At 31.0% G+C, this 16,342-nt stretch carries 13 protein-coding genes and 2 riboswitches; of the genes, 8 read left to right on the forward strand and 5 right to left on the reverse strand.

What is annotated here, in order from left to right; translation table 11 throughout:
- The first annotated feature begins 105 nt into the window (after window positions 1-105).
- Window positions 106-471 carry a DUF1573 domain-containing protein gene (locus B3I31_RS13800; RefSeq protein WP_038334454.1) on the forward strand — a complete coding sequence of 122 codons (366 nt, stop codon included), beginning with the start codon at window positions 106-108 and terminating at the stop codon, window positions 469-471.
- Window positions 472-545: 74 nt separating this feature from the next.
- Here the strand turns inward: B3I31_RS13800 and B3I31_RS13805 are convergent, their stop codons facing one another.
- Window positions 546-1,202 (reverse strand): metal-dependent transcriptional regulator, encoded by a 657-nt coding sequence (locus B3I31_RS13805; RefSeq protein ID WP_286496173.1) that lies wholly within the window; start codon window positions 1,200-1,202, stop codon window positions 546-548.
- 106 nt (window positions 1,203-1,308) lie between these two features.
- Between B3I31_RS13805 and B3I31_RS13810 the strand changes: the two genes are divergently transcribed.
- Together B3I31_RS13810 and B3I31_RS13815 are read left to right on the forward strand one after the other, a co-directional pair.
- A complete protein-coding gene (locus B3I31_RS13810) occupies window positions 1,309-3,363 on the forward strand; it encodes a TonB-dependent receptor plug domain-containing protein (RefSeq protein ID WP_219035242.1) in 2,055 nt (684 codons plus the stop codon).
- On the forward strand, window positions 3,363-3,809 hold the full coding sequence (locus B3I31_RS13815; RefSeq protein WP_125350313.1) for a thioredoxin fold domain-containing protein: 447 nt from the start codon (window positions 3,363-3,365) through the stop codon (window positions 3,807-3,809). The genes B3I31_RS13810 and B3I31_RS13815 overlap by 1 nt, the downstream gene beginning before the upstream one ends.
- Before the next feature lie 56 nt (window positions 3,810-3,865).
- Here the strand turns inward: B3I31_RS13815 and B3I31_RS13820 are convergent, their stop codons facing one another.
- Window positions 3,866-5,047, reverse strand: a complete 1,182-nt coding sequence (locus B3I31_RS13820) for a homoserine dehydrogenase (protein WP_221856801.1) — start codon at window positions 5,045-5,047, stop codon at window positions 3,866-3,868.
- Window positions 5,048-5,171: 124 nt separating this feature from the next.
- Window positions 5,172-5,270: riboswitch (SAM riboswitch) on the reverse strand.
- A 445-nt stretch (window positions 5,271-5,715) separates the two neighbouring features.
- Window positions 5,716-5,814: riboswitch (SAM riboswitch) on the forward strand.
- Between the two features lie 43 nt (window positions 5,815-5,857).
- Between B3I31_RS13820 and B3I31_RS13825 the strand changes: the two genes are divergently transcribed.
- The 4 genes from B3I31_RS13825 (at window position 5,858) to B3I31_RS13840 (ending at window position 11,809) form a co-directional block, all read left to right on the forward strand.
- Window positions 5,858-6,856 (forward strand): homocysteine S-methyltransferase family protein, encoded by a 999-nt coding sequence (locus B3I31_RS13825; protein WP_219035074.1) that lies wholly within the window; start codon window positions 5,858-5,860, stop codon window positions 6,854-6,856.
- Window positions 6,844-9,507 (forward strand): methionine synthase, encoded by a 2,664-nt coding sequence (metH, locus tag B3I31_RS13830; protein ID WP_291059358.1) that lies wholly within the window; start codon window positions 6,844-6,846, stop codon window positions 9,505-9,507. Before B3I31_RS13825 ends, metH begins: the two co-directional genes overlap by 13 nt.
- Window positions 9,508-9,781: 274 nt before the next feature.
- Window positions 9,782-10,738 (forward strand): methylenetetrahydrofolate reductase [NAD(P)H], encoded by a 957-nt coding sequence (gene metF / locus B3I31_RS13835; protein WP_125350316.1) that lies wholly within the window; start codon window positions 9,782-9,784, stop codon window positions 10,736-10,738.
- 456 nt (window positions 10,739-11,194) lie between these two features.
- Complete coding sequence (locus B3I31_RS13840) at window positions 11,195-11,809, forward strand: alpha-ketoglutarate-dependent dioxygenase AlkB family protein (RefSeq protein WP_219035071.1); 615 nt, start codon at window positions 11,195-11,197, stop codon at window positions 11,807-11,809.
- Here the strand turns inward: B3I31_RS13840 and B3I31_RS13845 are convergent, their stop codons facing one another.
- Window positions 11,810-12,346: a hypothetical protein gene (locus B3I31_RS13845; protein WP_219035070.1), complete on the reverse strand. Its 537-nt coding sequence runs from the start codon at window positions 12,344-12,346 to the stop codon at window positions 11,810-11,812.
- A 103-nt stretch (window positions 12,347-12,449) separates the two neighbouring features.
- Window positions 12,450-13,196 carry a M15 family metallopeptidase gene (locus tag B3I31_RS13850; protein ID WP_291088176.1) on the reverse strand — a complete coding sequence of 249 codons (747 nt, stop codon included), beginning with the start codon at window positions 13,194-13,196 and terminating at the stop codon, window positions 12,450-12,452.
- A 69-nt stretch (window positions 13,197-13,265) separates the two neighbouring features.
- Here B3I31_RS13850 and B3I31_RS13855 point away from each other — a divergent pair, with 69 nt between their 5' ends.
- Window positions 13,266-14,540 (forward strand): hemolysin family protein, encoded by a 1,275-nt coding sequence (locus B3I31_RS13855; RefSeq protein ID WP_125350320.1) that lies wholly within the window; start codon window positions 13,266-13,268, stop codon window positions 14,538-14,540.
- Window positions 14,541-14,837: 297 nt separating this feature from the next.
- On the opposite strand, the gene B3I31_RS13860 is transcribed toward B3I31_RS13855, so the two are convergent.
- Window positions 14,838-16,277, reverse strand: a complete 1,440-nt coding sequence (locus B3I31_RS13860) for an MFS transporter (protein ID WP_125350321.1) — start codon at window positions 16,275-16,277, stop codon at window positions 14,838-14,840.
- Window positions 16,278-16,342: the final 65 nt, after the last annotated feature.

Consider the following 16,342-nt stretch of genomic DNA (forward strand, 5'->3'; position numbering starts at 1 on the left):
CCTAAATGCACTACGGGTATATTAATTATTTTAGTACTAAAATACAAAAAAAGGTAGACTTTTTGTATTATTTATTTTAACTTTGGTTACAAATTAATTATCGTCATGAAAAAATTAATGTTTTTAGGTGCTTTTGCTTTAGGCGTTACAAGTTTATTTGCTCAAACACTTAGTTTAGAAAAAGAAGAAATTCAATTTGGAAATATAAAGTTGAATACCGAAGTAACAGCTAAGATGAAAGTAACCAACTCAGGTGATAAACCTTTAATTCTTAAAAGCGTTGTTGGTTCTTGTGGATGTACAGTTCCTGAATATCCTACAACACCTATCGAACCAGGAAAATCTGCGGATATTACCGTTAAATATTCAAGTGGTTCTGTGACTGGAGATTTCAATAAATCTGTAACAATCACATCTAACGATCCAGTTTCTTCTCGAAAAATTTTCAGAATAAAAGGAAAAGCGGAATAATTGTAAAGCAAGTTAAATAACTTGCTTTTTTAAGTTAAATAACTTGCTTTTTTCTTTTTATAAATTAAAAACCATTATCTACCTAATAATCTTGAAGTCACATGATTACTAAATATTTCAATTTCATTTGATTTTAGGAACTTAACCTTCATTGTTCCATCAAAATCTTCAACAGAAATGATTTCAATTTCATCATTCAAATGAATATTTTTTGAATTCAAATACTTCAAAAATTCATCAGAAGAACCAATAACAGCGCATATTTCTACTTTATCACCTTCTTTAAATTCGGCCAATTTTTTGTAATTGATAATTTCTATTTTTCCATTTTTATCTGGAATTGGAGAACCATGCGGATCTAATTTAGGAAAATTCAATAATTCGTCCATTTTATCGAAAAAAATTGGACTTTGAATATGTTCTATTTGCTCAGCAATTTCATGAACTTGTTCCCAACCAAATCCCATTTTATCTACCAAAAACATCTCTGTTAATCGGTGTTTTCTTACAATCAAAGAAGCTTTCAGAATTCCTTTATCAGATAACCGAAGTGGTTTATACGATTCATAAATCACCAATTCTTTTTCAGCTAATTTTTTCATCATACTGTTTACAGTAGGCATTTTTATTTCCAAATGCTTACTCAAATCCTTCACATTCACTTCTCCTTTCCCATTTTCAGAAAGATGAAATAATGCTTTTAGGTAATTTTCTTCGACCAATGAATTCATGGAAACAAATATAGTTGAAAATTAAGTAAAATTTAAAAATTCATTTTTAATAATATTTTTGTTAGATTTGTCTAACTTTTTAATTTGATTATAAATTTTACTTAACATGAAAACAACATTTTATTTATTCATCACCTTAACCTCCATTCTATCAAATGCTCAGGAACAAAAAGATTCTATTTATATGGAAGATTCTTCAGAAAATTTAGATGAGATTGTAATTACAGGAACAATGAAAGCTGTAAGAAAATCTGATAGTCCAGTTCCAATTGAAATCTATACACCAAAGTTTTTTCAAAAAAATCCAACACCTTCATTATTTGACGCTGTACAATTAATAAATGGTGTTCAACCACAACTAAACTGTAATGTTTGTAACACAGGTGATATTCATATTAACGGAATGGAAGGTCCATATACCATGATTTTAATTGACGGAATGCCAATTGTTTCTTCTTTATCTACTGTTTATGGTTTGAGCGGAATTCCGAACTCTTTGGTAGAACGAATAGAAGTTGTAAAAGGACCAGCATCTTCCCTTTATGGAACAGAAGCCATGGGTGGTATAATTAATGTAATTACGAAATCTCCTAAATCTGCTCCAAAATTATCTTTGGATGCTTTTACAACTTCTTGGTTGGAAACCAATCTTGATGGTGGATACAAATACAATTTAGGAGAAAAGGTAAATAGTTTATTTGGTTTTAATTACTTTAAATATGGTAATAAGAAAGATAAAAATAACGACGGTTTTACGGATGTAACGTTACAAGATCGCATCACGTTATTCAATAAATTTGATTTTGAACGTCAAAAAAATAGAACAGCATCAGTTGCTTTACGTTATTTATACGAAGATAGATGGGGAGGTCAAATGAATTGGAAAAGAAAACTACACAGAGGAAGTGACGAAGTTTATGCCGAAAGTATTATGACAAATCGTTTTGAAGCGATAGGAATGTATCAATTACCTATAAAAGAAAAAATAATGACTCAATTTTCTTATAATTTTCATCAACAGAATTCATTTTATGGTCCAGAATCTTATCAAGGAAAACAACAAGTTATTTTTGCTCAAGCTTATTGGGATAAGATAATTGGACAACATAGCTTACTTTTAGGATCTTCATTTAAATATACTTATTATGATGATAACACAAGAGGTACTGGAGAATATGATGAGGATAATAATCTAATCAAGAATAACCCAATGAATACACAGATTCCTGGTATTTTTGTACAAGACGAATGGACATTAAATTCTGAAAACAAATTATTACTTGGTTATCGATTTGATTATGATAAAACACATAAAGGAATACATTCTCCAAGAATTGCATACAAATTTTCACCTTCATCTCATCATACTTTAAGAGCAAGTTTTGGTACGGGATTTCGTGTTGTGAATGTCTTCACAGAAGATCATCGTGCATTAACTGGAGCTAGACAAGTAGTTTTTGAAAATGAATTAAAACCTGAAAAATCATATAATGGAAATATTAATTATGTATTCAAACTACCAACTTCTTTCACCGCTTTAAACTTTGATTTTACAACATTCTATTCTTATTTCACAAACAAAATTATTGCTGATACAGATACTGACGAAACAAAGATTATCTATGACAATTTAGATGGACACGCAATATCTCAAGGAGTTTCTTTAAACATAGATGCAACATTTGACTTTCCTCTAAAAATAATGCTTGGCGCAACCTATATGGATGTATACAAAAAAGAAGATGGAGAAAAAGAAGTTCAATATCATGCACCAAAATGGTCTGGAAATTTCTTAGCAAGTTATACATTCAAAAAAGGTTTTACTGTTGATTTAACCGCCAATTATAATGACAAAATGAAATTACCTCAAGTAGAAAATGATTATCGACCAGAATATTCAAAACCAACTGTTATTGCAAATATTCAATTAAGTAAATCATTTAAGAATAATATTGAAATCTATGGTGGAATCAAAAATATTTTTAATGTTTTACCAAAAGGCGATGTTATTGCTCGTTGGTGGGACCCATTCGGAGAACCTGGAAATGGCGTTACTCCTCCTAAAGGAAGAAACGATGTTATTTTTGAACCAAATGATTACAGCTATACACCTATGCAGGGAACAAGAGGTTTTATAGGTGTTCGATACAATTTACGTTAATGAAAATCTGGTACTTCATATTCATTTTATCATCATTGAATCTCCAAGCACAGATTTCATTAGAAAAATTTAATTCAATTTCTAATGAAAATCCTAAACCAATTCTACTTTATTTTTCGACAAATTGGTGTAGTTACTGTATGATTCAAAAGAAACAATTAAAAAAGGATAAAGAATTACTTCAAATTCTAAATAATGACATTTATTTTATTGAATTTGAAGCAGAAACAAATGAATCTATTATCTTTTTAAACAAAAAATATGAACCTAAATCGAATAAAAAAACTCACCTATTTTTAGAAGAATTCATTGATAAAAATGAACAAATTAGTTATCCATATTGGGTTTTAATCTCAAAAGATTATAAAATTGAAATGACTTATACTGGATTAATTAAAAATAAACCCCTAAAACTTTTATTGGAAAAGTATTTACAAAAACCTTAATTTTTAGATTTACAAAAAAGCCTCAATTAATATTGAGGCTTTTTAATCACAAAAATTTACTCAAACGCAATTATCGAAAGTTTTGGATTTTCAATAGTCTCTTTTTGTTTGAGCTTTTCTATATCAATCACACCAACAATATGATTGTAATTTTTACTCTGATAACGTTCTTCTATTTCATCAAAAATATTTGAAACATCATCTGCTTGATTCTCAAAACCGATATAAATTCGCTTCTTTCCTGTTTGATTAAAAACTCCTTCTTCTTTGTTTTCATATTTTCGAATCGAATATTGATAATCATATTTCAACGCAGAAATATCACTCAAAACAGCCGAAGAAGTTGGGAAACGCCCTGCTCCTTTTCCATATAAAAATTGCTCATCTGAAAGCGAACTTCCAATCAAAACTCCATTATATTCGTTATTCACAAGCGCAATTGTTTTATTTAATTCAACAAAAGTTGGCAAAACTGTTGATGTAATTTCACCCGTTTGATGATTAATTTTAGAATTAGCAATCAACTTTATTGTATAATTTTTTTCTTTTGCGTATTTAAAATCTTCAACTTTCAATGAAGTAATTCCTTTTCGAATAACTTGATCAACATCAATCTTTTTACCGAAAGCATGCAACGTAATAATTGCTAATTTACTCGACGCATCAAAACCTTCTACATCAGCCGTTGGATCAGCTTCTGCAAAACCACTTTCTTGCGCTGCTTTTAAGGCATCTTGATACGACTCATTTTCATTCGCCATTTTCGTCAAAATGTAATTTGTTGTCCCATTTACAATTCCAGATACATAATTCAATAAATCGTTATCAAAATATTCTTCTAGATTTCTAATAATCGGAACTGACCCGCAAACAGAGGCTTCATAAAGAAAAGAAACATTGTTTTGTGCTTGCAAATCCAATAATTCTTTGTGATGATCTGCAATCAATTTTTTATTTGCACTTACCACATGTTTACCTTTATTGAACGCTTTTATAATGATATCATGTGCCGCATCAGCATCCGAAATTAACTCAACAACAACATTTATTTCATCGTCATTTAAAATATCATCCGCATTAGTCGAAAATAATTCAGACGGAGCATTTCTAGATTTAGAATTATCTTTAATTACAATTTTTTTAATTGCAGCATTCAATTGTGGTTTTTCTTCCAATACCTTGTAAATTCCTTCTCCTACAACTCCAAATCCGAACAATCCGATATTTATTTTTTTCATTTATTTGTTTTGTTTTTAATTATTTACCAAAGAAAAGTGAAGAAAAAAAATGGTTCAATCGCATAAAAACAATTGAACCATTTTGAATAAAGAATATTATTGAAGATTGGTTTACAGTAGTTTTTATTCATCTTTCCTATAAGGATGGATTTAGCACCTTGATTCATTAATCAGGTTGCTAAAGTTTCTTTGGGCCATTTCCCTCCACTTTTCTTGATAAAATGTAAATTTTAATGAACTATTTCTGAGGACAAATTTAGGCGAAAGAATTCTATATATCCAAATTAATTTCATTTCTTTAATTTAATATTTTCCGTAATTATAGATAAAAATACACAAATAATGAATTTTATTCTATAAATATTTATAGACAAAAATAATTTTCTAAAAAATACAATTAAAAGAAAAAACAAATCTTAATAATTTTTAATAAAACCCTATTTTTATTAAAAATATTCTAAAAACTACAATTTTCAATAACTAATTAAAATATTATTTCTTTAAAATAGTAATTTTAAAGAAATATTTTCTAAAATAAATTTCAAAAATGACCTATTAGAGATTTTGAACTATTTCAAACAAAAATTATTTCTATGAACCAAGTTTCGAACTCGTTTTTTTCAATCTTGATTTTTTTATTCTCAATACTTTAAATAATTTTGCACATAGCTTTATAAAGAAAGATGGAGGGAATAGGCCCGTTGAAATCTTAGCAACCCAAAGTATAGTTGGGTGCTAAATCCTACTCAAATAGAGAAAGATAAGGACTTACCTCACACTTCTTCCCATAAGGCTTTTAAAATATTTAGAATGAAATTAGACGATATACTAAAAGAGCGTATTGTTATTTTAGATGGTGCAATGGGAACGATGATCCAAAAGCACAATTTACAAGAAGAAGATTATCGTGGAGAACGATTCAAGGATTTTCATACTTCTTTAAAAGGAAATAACGATTTATTGGTTTTAACCCAACCTCAAATCATAAAAGATATTCACCGAGAATATTTGGCTGCTGGTGCAGATTTAATCGAAACAAATACGTTCAATGCCAATATTATTTCTATGGTTGATTATGATATGGTTGATTTGGTTGATGAATTAAATTACGAAGCCGTTCGCTTAGCAAAAGAAGCTTGTGAAGAGTTTTCTACCCCAGATAAACCTCGTTTTGTAGTTGGATCTTTAGGTCCAACCAACAAGACAGCCTCTATTTCGCCACAAGTAAATGACCCTAGTTATCGCGATGTGGATTTTGATTTATTGGCAAATGTATATTATCGTCAAGCAAAAACAATGTTAGAAGCTGGTGCAGATATTTTACTTGTCGAAACTATTTTTGATACTTTAAATGCAAAAGCAGCATTTTATGGAATTCAAGATGCGATAGAAAAAACAGGAATCAACGTTCCTCTAATGGCTTCTGGTACAATAACAGATAAATCTGGACGTACACTTTCTGGACAAACAACAGAAGCTTTCTTGATTTCATTAGAACATATTGATTTAATTTCAGTTGGGTTAAATTGTGCTTTAGGTGCAACAGATTTGATTCCATATTTAGAAGTATTAGCCGAAAAAGCACCATTTTATGTCAGCGCATACCCAAATGCTGGTTTACCAAACGCTTTCGGTGGATACGATGAAACTCCTGAAATGATGCGAGATTTTATCAAACCTTTCTTAGATAAAAAATTGGTTAATATTTTGGGTGGATGTTGTGGAACTACACCAGATCATATCAAATTGATGGCAGATTTAGCAAAAGAATACGAACCTCGAAAAATTAGTGAACAATGTCAGGCGTAAAAATTCAACTTTCTGGATTAGAACCTTTAATTGTACGAGAAAATTCAAACTTTGTAAACGTTGGCGAACGTACAAATGTAACTGGTTCTAAAAAATTCTTGCGATTAATCAAAGAAGAAAAATTTGAAGAAGCACTTCAGGTTGCACGTGACCAAGTGGATGGTGGCGCGCAAATTATCGATATCAATATGGATGAAGGTATGCTTGATGGTGTAGCTTCTATGGTAAAATATTTGCGTTTGATTGCTTCTGAACCTGATATTTCGAAAGTTCCAATTATGATTGATTCTTCGAAATGGGAAATTATTGAAGCTGGTCTAAAAAATGTTCAAGGTAAAGCGATTGTCAACTCAATTTCTTTAAAAGAGGGAGAAGAATTATTTATCGAACATGCGAAGAAAATTAAACGTTACGGTGCTGCAACAGTGGTTATGGCGTTTGATGAGAAAGGTCAAGCGGATAATTATGAACGTCGAATCGAAATCGTAAAACGTTTGTATGATATTTTGGTAAATCAAGTAAATTTCAATCCAAGAGATATCATTTTTGATGTGAATATTTTCCCAGTTGCAACAGGAATGGAAGAACATCGCCGTAATGCCATCGATTTTTTTGATGCAACAAAATGGATCAAAGAAAATCTTCCACATGCGTTAGTTTCGGGTGGAGTTTCGAATGTTTCGTTTTCCTTCCGTGGAAACAATGCGGTTCGTGAAGCGATGCACACGGCGTTTTTATATCACGCCATCAAACACGGAATGGATATGGGAATCGTCAATCCAGAAATGATTGAGATTTACGATGATATTCCAAAAGATTTATTAGAGCACGTTGAAGATGTTTTATTGGATCGACGTGACGATGCAACAGAGCGTTTGATTGATTTTGCCGAACATCTAAAAGGTGTTACAAAAGAGAAAAAGAAAGATGATACTTGGCGCGAATTACCTTTGGAAAAGCGTATTGAAATTTCTTTAGTAAAAGGAATTACAGAATTTATTGACGAAGATACTGCAGAAGCTTTGGAAAAAATTGGTTCTCCATTACGTGTTATTGAAGGTCCTTTGATGGACGGAATGAATGTCGTTGGAGATCTTTTCGGAAGTGGTAAAATGTTCTTACCGCAGGTAGTGAAATCGGCTCGCGTAATGAAAAAATCTGTTGCTTATTTAACGCCATTTTTAGAGGAAGAAAAACTTAGAAATAAAACAGACAAAGAGCCTTCTAAGATCTTGATGGCAACTGTAAAAGGTGATGTTCACGATATCGGAAAAAATATTGTTTCAGTCGTTTTAAGCTGTAATGGTTTCGAGATTATCGATTTAGGCGTAATGGTTTCTTCTGAAACAATTTTAGACGAAGCGCAAAAAAATAATGTCGATGTGATTGGTCTTTCTGGATTGATTACTCCATCTTTAGATGAAATGGTGCATGTTGCCAGAGAAATGAAACGCCTTAATCTTGATATTCCATTGATGATTGGTGGCGCAACAACTTCTAAAGCGCATACAGCTGTAAAAATTGCACCAGAATATGACAAAGCAATTCATGTTTTAGATGCTTCGCGTTCGGTTACGATTTGTCAAAAATTGATTGGAAATCAACAGGCGGAATTGCTAACAGAAACTACTACTGATTATACAAAAATTAGAGAAGGTTTCTTGAATCGCGCTGTATCAAAGGAATATCTATCGATTGAAGATGCTCGAAAAAACAAATTAAAAGTTGATTTTGAAGAAAATAAACCTTTTAAACCAAATAAATTAGGTGTTTTTACACATCAAACAACAGTTTCTGAATTAAGAGATTTTATCGATTGGACGCCATTTTTCAAAACATGGGATTTACATGGTAAATTTCCTGCGATTTTAGATGATGAAATTGTCGGAACAAATGCCAAAGAACTATATGTAGATGCTTTGTCAATGTTAAATAAAATTGAAGCTGAAAATTTAGCTAAACCGAAAGCTGTTTTTGGACTTTTTAAAGCGAATACAGTAAACGATGATACGATTGAATTGTTTGATGAAAATAATAATAAAATAGAGGAGTTTTATACACTTCGTCAACAAGCGAAAAAATCGAAAAAACAACCAAATATTTCGATTGCTGATTTTATTGCGCCGAAAGATTCAGCAATTCAAGATTATATCGGTGCATTTGCTGTCACAGCTGGTCATGAAATTGAAGAAGTTGCTAATGCTTACGAAACAAATTTAGATGATTACAATTCGATTATGGTGAAAGCAATTGCCGATCGTCTAGCTGAAGCTTATGCAGAATATTTGCACAAATATGTTCGTACAGAAGTTTGGGGTTATGCGAAAGATGAAACTTTATCAAATGACGAATTAATTTCAGAAAAATATAAAGGAATTCGCCCTGCTCCTGGTTATCCTGCATGTCCTGACCATTTAGAAAAAGAAACAATTTTCAAAATTTTGGATGTAGAGAAAAATGCAGGGATTGAGTTAACAAGTTCGTTGGCGATGTATCCAGTTTCATCTGTTTCGGGTTATTATTTTGGAAATCCAGAAGCAAAATATTTCGGAGTTGGTAAAATAAAATTGGATCAGGTTGAAGATTTTGCGAAACGTAAAAATATAGAACTTGATAAAGCTGAACGTTGGTTGAGTCCTAATTTGGCGTAAAAGCGTTAAGTAAAAATAAAATTTATCATTCAAAATGAGCATTTCGAAATAAAGAATCTCAGATTCCTCGACAAGCTCGGAATGACAACGAACGTAGAACAAAATAAAAAAATGCGTTAGGGATTGTAGTGAAAATCCTTTTTTGTTGATTGGACGAAGTCGAAATTAACAAAAAAGATTGTAACGAAAAGCCCGCCCGAAGGAAACGCCCATATAAAAGAAAATATATAATCGAAATTCGAGATTCGAACTTCGCTAAACGATAAAATAAAGAATGAAAGTTACCGAACATATAGAACGCGCAAACGGAAAACCATTATTTTCTGTAGAGATTTTACCGCCTTTGAAAGGACAAGATGTCAATGCGACGTTCAAAACTTTAGACCCGTTAGTTGAGTTAAATCCAGCTTTTATCGATGTAACTTATCATCGTCAAGAGTATATTTACAAACAGAAAGAAAATGGGTTATTGAAACGTTATCAGGTACGAAAACGTCCTGGTACAGTTGCAATTTGTGCTGCAATACAGAATCATTATAAGATAGACGCAATTCCGCATTTGATTTGTGGTGGATTTACAAAAGAAGATACAGAAGATGCGTTAATCGATTTGAATTTCTTGGGAATTGACAATCTTTTGGTTTTACGTGGAGATCCTATAAAATCGGAAAAATCTTTTGTTCCTGAAGTTGGTGGACATGCAAATGCTTCGGAATTGATTGAGCAAATTACTGCTTTGAATACAGGAAATTATCTAGACGACGAACTACAAGAATCGCATGCAATGGATTTTTGTATTGGTGTAGCGGGTTATCCTGAGAAGCATTTCGAATCACCAAATCTTGCAATGGATTTGTATTATTTGAAAAAGAAAGTGGAATTGGGAGCTGATTATATCGTGACGCAAATGTTTTTTGATAATCAGAAATATTTTGATTTCGTTAAAAAATGTCGCGAAATGGATATTAATATTCCGATTATTCCGGGTATAAAACCTTTGACAACTTTCAATCAACTAACGTCGATTCCACAAAATTTCTATTTGGACTTACCAGAAGCTTTGGCAATGGAAGTTTTGAAGTCGAAAGATAAGGAACGAATCAAGGAAATCGGAATTGAATGGTGTATTCAACAATGTAAAGAGTTGATCGATTTTGGTGTTCCTGGATTACATTTTTATACAATGAGTAATTCTATAAATACAAAAAGAATCGCTGAGGCAGTTTATTAAAATAACAATAGTTGGTTGTTTATCTTTTCACAAATAAACAACCAAAATTATTAATTAAATTAATACGTAAAAATTAATCCATAGAAAAATTGTTTTTCCCCCTTATAGTCTTATAACTCATCATTACAGCGATAAGCGAAATAATTGTAACCGAGAAACTGATGTTCAAGATAAAATCCGCATGATCTACACTTAACATTTTTAAAAAGACAGAAACAAGAAGTAAAATACTACTTACAAGGAAGAACTTAATTGTGTTCTTAAAAATCAATTTATTCATATTGTGTTAAATTTTGGTTAAATAAAAATAAATAAAAAATTATATAATCCAATTTTTTTTTGACTTATTCAATATTAAATTTTAAATAACAAACGTTAGTAAAACTTTATTTATCTGCACATTACATTAACTGAATTAAATCTAAATTCCTTATTTTTGATCATATAAAACTATAAATGGATCTTTTTAACGATTTATTTGACGGACAACAAAATCTACTTCCAAAAGATGGAACTGTAAATTATTTTGGACAAATTATGACCGATGAAAAAGCGCATCATTATTATTCTATATTATTAAATGAAATTGAATGGAAAAACGATCAAGCAATAATATTTGGAAAATTGATAGAAACTAAACGAAAAATTGCTTGGTATGGAGATTTTCCATTTGCTTATACCTATTCCAAAATCATGAAAACAGCTTTGCCTTGGACTGATACTTTACTTGAATTAAAAAAATTAGCTGAGGAAAAAACTGGCGAAACTTATAATTCTTGTTTGGTAAATTTATATCACGATGGTTCCGAAGGGATGGCTTGGCATAGTGATGGTGAAAAACAATTGAAACGTCATGGCGCAATTGCCTCGCTAAGTTTCGGCGCTGAACGTAAATTTGGTTTTAAACATAAAGAAACTAAAGAAGTAATTGCTTTAAATCTTGCAAGTGGTAGTTTATTAGTTATGAAAAATGAAACACAAGATTATTGGCTGCATCGCTTACCTCCTACTAAAAAAGTAAATTCGCCACGAATTAATCTAACATTCAGAACAATAGATTTGGAGCAATAATTATTTTTGCTTGGAGATTTCAGCTTTATAAAAAGTCAAACTTTGTTGATTAAATTTATTCAGAAATGCATCATTAAAATCATTCAAAGAAATAACATCCAAATCAATTTTAGTTTTTAGCGTTGGTAAAGCAATCACTTTATTTGATGATTTATCCAAACTATTCCATTTCGCAATAAACTCTTTTGTAGCTGTAATAAAAGTTGATTCGCCATTTTCTTTCGAATAATCATCCGAAACTATTGAACGTTTTATGGCAGATAATTCAATCTTTTTTGTCTGACGATTGTATCGAAAATAAGATGTAAACAAAACATCTCCTATTTTATTGATAATCTTGAAACCTTTCTTTGTTTCCTCAATCTTCGTATTACGATCCAATTCATTAAAAGCTAAACTACTCTGCTTTTTATATTCAGTATCAGAAAGTAAAAACTCTATTTTATTCGTTTCAAAATTAATTGAAACCTTGTCAAACTTTCCATCGCCATCCAAATCTTTCACAATCGATTGTTTGGCAAAAGTTAGTAAACTCATGCTCAAAAATAACGATATGAAAAATGTTAATCTCATCAGAAAGTATAATCTCTTAAATTTTATTTAAAGATACCACAAAAAAAGCTCCAAAAAGGAGCTTTAACTATTTAATAACAGGATTTATATCCAAAATATTTTCTTTTCGATATTTTTCGATAAAATCATCTGTAAAATTTTCGCTTCCTAACAATTTATTTTCTTGTAAAACCTTTTTAATATCAAGCTTTTTATAAGCTTGTAACATCGGTTCAGAAATCGCTTTATACGTAAAATGCCACGGTTCATATTTGAATCCTTTTCTCGCTGAATTATCCGTGTACACCAAATAAAAACCATATTTAGATGCATTTTCATCTAACCAAAGTTTAAATTTATGCATTGATCCTCCTTCGTTAAAATGTTTCTCATTCAACGGATCTGCTGGTATTCCGCGCGTTCCGTCTATAATATCCAAATCAGTTCCCCAATGGTGACGAGAAGTTCCTGGAATGGTAGAATATTCAATAATCTTTTCGATGTTTTCTTTCGCTGCAATTTTCTTCGCTTGATTTGCTTTATACTTGCGCTCCCAAATTCCGTTTTGATACGTATAATTTCTATAGCTCGAAATCACTTGTATTTTAAAACCTGCTTTTTGTGCATCAGCTTTCATTAATTCAAATTGTTTTGCAACTACTGGCAACAATTTATACCCATTTCCAACCATCGTAGGGTTGCCTTTACCAATCAATTCAGCCGTTGTAAAAGTAGGTAAAATAGTATCTGTTTCTTCTGGAGTTTGATCGCTGTTACCGAAAGCACAACCAGCATTTAGCATAAAAGCAAGTAAAATTAAATAAGAAAATTTCATAATATTAAATTGAGACATTATGGTAAGTATTAGATTTTGGTTTATTTTTATCAAAATTAAAGAATAAAAGTGGAGATTGTTATAATAATCGTATTGATTTTATTGAACGGAATTTTTTCCATGTCAGAAATGGCACTTGTTTCGTCAAGAAAATTCAAATTAGAAAATCAAATGAAGAAAGGAAGTTCTGGTGCTAAAACGGCTTTAGAACTTGCTGAGAATCCGAACAAATTTTTATCAACCGTACAAATCGGAATTACCCTTATTGGTATCTTATTAGGGGTTTTCTCGGGTGATAAACTAACTGCAAATTTAACAGAATTTTTAACATCTATTTCTTTCATTGCACCTTACGCCAAAACACTTTCTCCAATTATTATGGTAGTAATCATCACTTATTTTTCGATTGTATTTGGCGAATTATTACCAAAACGTTTGGGAATGAAATTTCCTGAAATGGTTTCTACTATTGTTTCGAAACCGATGAAATGGTTATCTATCATCACTTCTCCATTCGTTTGGTTGTTAACAGTTACCAATAATTTTTTCTTAAAATTGTTTGGTATTAAAGACGATAGCAGCGAAGTTGTTTCGGAAGAAGAAATTAAAAATATCATCAAAGAAAGTACAGAAGGTGGTGAAATTCAGGAAAAAGAACACGAAATCTTAGAACGTGTTTTCGAGCTTGGAGATCGTCGTGTGAACACGTTAGCAACGCATCGTTCGGAAATTGCTTCATTAGATATTTCAGATGATTATGAGAAAGCACGTGCAAAAGTTAAGAAAAATAAATATTCAGCCTACCCTGTTACGAAGAACAATAATCTGGACGAAATCGTTGGTATCTTGAAACTAAAAGATATGTTTGGTGTAAGTAAGGAAGATTTTAGCCTGAAAAAATTTATACACAAACCTATTTTTGTCAATGAAAATTCGTTTAGTTATCCTTTGTTGGAAATGTTACAGAATTCACAAGCACATTTTGCCATTATTTTAGACGAATATGGTACGACGGCTGGAATTGTAACAATAAACGATATTTTGGACGAATTGGTTGGTGATACACCAGAGAACCAAGACGAAGATTACGAAATCGTAGAACGTGAAGATGGTACATGGTTGATCGATGGGCAATTTTCGATCTATGAATTCGAGAAGTTTTTTGAGATTGATATCGACGAAGACATCGAAAATAGATATGTTACCGTTGCTGGAATTTTCTTAGATAAATACGAAACCATTCCAAATGTTGGTGATAAGGTAGAAGTAGAAGATTTGACACTAGAAATTGTAGACAAAGACGGTAATCGTATTGATAAAATATTGGCATATCGTAAGAAATAAAAAACTCAACCAAATGGTTGAGTTTTTTATTAACTCACTAATTTATTTTTTGAGCAGTAATATAATTTTCTCCATTAGCACTAATCCCTAGACCAGTAAATAGATTTATAGCGATGCTGTCTGGGTAGTGGTATTTGAATTATTCTAATTAGAATATTTTCTAGAACCTTGTCAAAATGTTGTAATTTGTTGTTTCTCTTGTCCCTTCACCTATTATATTAATTCAATAACTGAAAAGGCTGTTTTATAATAAATTATAAAACAGCCTTTTATTAAATTACTAAATATTAAATCTTCCTAATGTCCTCCTTCAGATTTAACTTCACCAAGATTTATTCCTTGTTTTTTAAGAATTTTAGGCGTTGCAATTGCATAAAATACAAGATACACAAAACATAAAATACAAACAATATAACTAGAATGAACAGTTGATAAATCTGCAATATACCCTTGGAATATACTTACTAATCCTCCTCCCATAATCATCATAATTAAGAAGTTACTTCCTTGCGAAGTGTTTTTTCCTAAACCATTAATTGCTAATGCAAAAATACAAGGCCATAATGTACTACAGAACAAACCAACACTTGTAATAGAATAAATAGAGACTAAACCAGTTGTATTCATTCCGATTAATAATGCTACAATTCCAATAATTGAGAAAGTTAATAACATTTTAGCAGGGTTTCCATTTGTCCATAAAGAAGCTAAAATCATTATTAAAATAATTACACTATATAGATAAAATGGTTTCAAATCATGCCCTGCAATGTAATTAACTAATAAGAAAATCCCAAAAGCTAAATAAGGTGCTATAAATTTAAGAGCCAATGTTTTTGTCTTATCTAAACCAAATGCTTCTGCTGCACCACCCCAACGACCAATCATCATACTTGCCCAATATAACGAAACATATGGTGTTACTCCTTGTATATCGAACCCTAATTCATTGTGCATATATGCTGGTAAATTACTTACAGTAGAAACTTCTACACCTACATATAAGAAGATCGCAAGCATTCCTAATAATAATTGAGGATATTTTAAGGCTGATGATTTATCATTTTTTGAAGTTGCAATCGCACTATCCTCTTCTTGTTCTGGATGATTTGGTAAAGACGAAAATTTCAAGAAAATAGCAACAGCTAAAAAAGCAACACCCAAACACAAATATGGAATTTTAACTGCTTCTATACTCAAAGTTGTTTCTCCTTCTCCTCCTGCACCAAAAATTGCATAAGCAACAATTAAAGGTCCAATTGTAGTTCCTAAGTTATTAATACCTCCAGCTAATGTTAAACGTTGAGATCCAGTACTTGCATCTCCTAAAGCAATTGCAAGCGGATTAGCAACAGTTTGTTGCAACGAAAAACCTAGACCTACAGTAAACAAACCTGTTAACATTAAAGGAAATGATCCTGTATTGGCTGCTGGAATAAAAAAAAGCGTTCCAATAGCTGATAAAAGAAGTCCAAAAGATAATGAATTCTTATACCCAAATTTATTGATTAAATCTTGTTTAGCTAATAATGAAACGCCCATATAAATTAAAGCTCCAACCGTATAAGCTATATAATAAGCTACTGCGACTAATTGACTTTCGGCTTGGGATAAATCAAATGATTTTTTAAAAACTGGAATTAAAATTTCATTACTTGCCGCTACGAATCCCCAAAAGAAGAATACTGTAACCAGTGGGATAAATTGACCCCAATTAGTTTTTTGTGATTGACTCATGTGTTTTGATATAATTTTTTTTTAAATATTGGTTGATGATTGCCTAAACAACCAGCTTATAAATA

The sequence above is a fragment of the Empedobacter sp. UBA3475 genome (assembly GCF_002378465.1).
Taxonomy (GTDB): Bacteria; Bacteroidota; Bacteroidia; order Flavobacteriales; family Weeksellaceae; genus Empedobacter; species Empedobacter falsenii_B.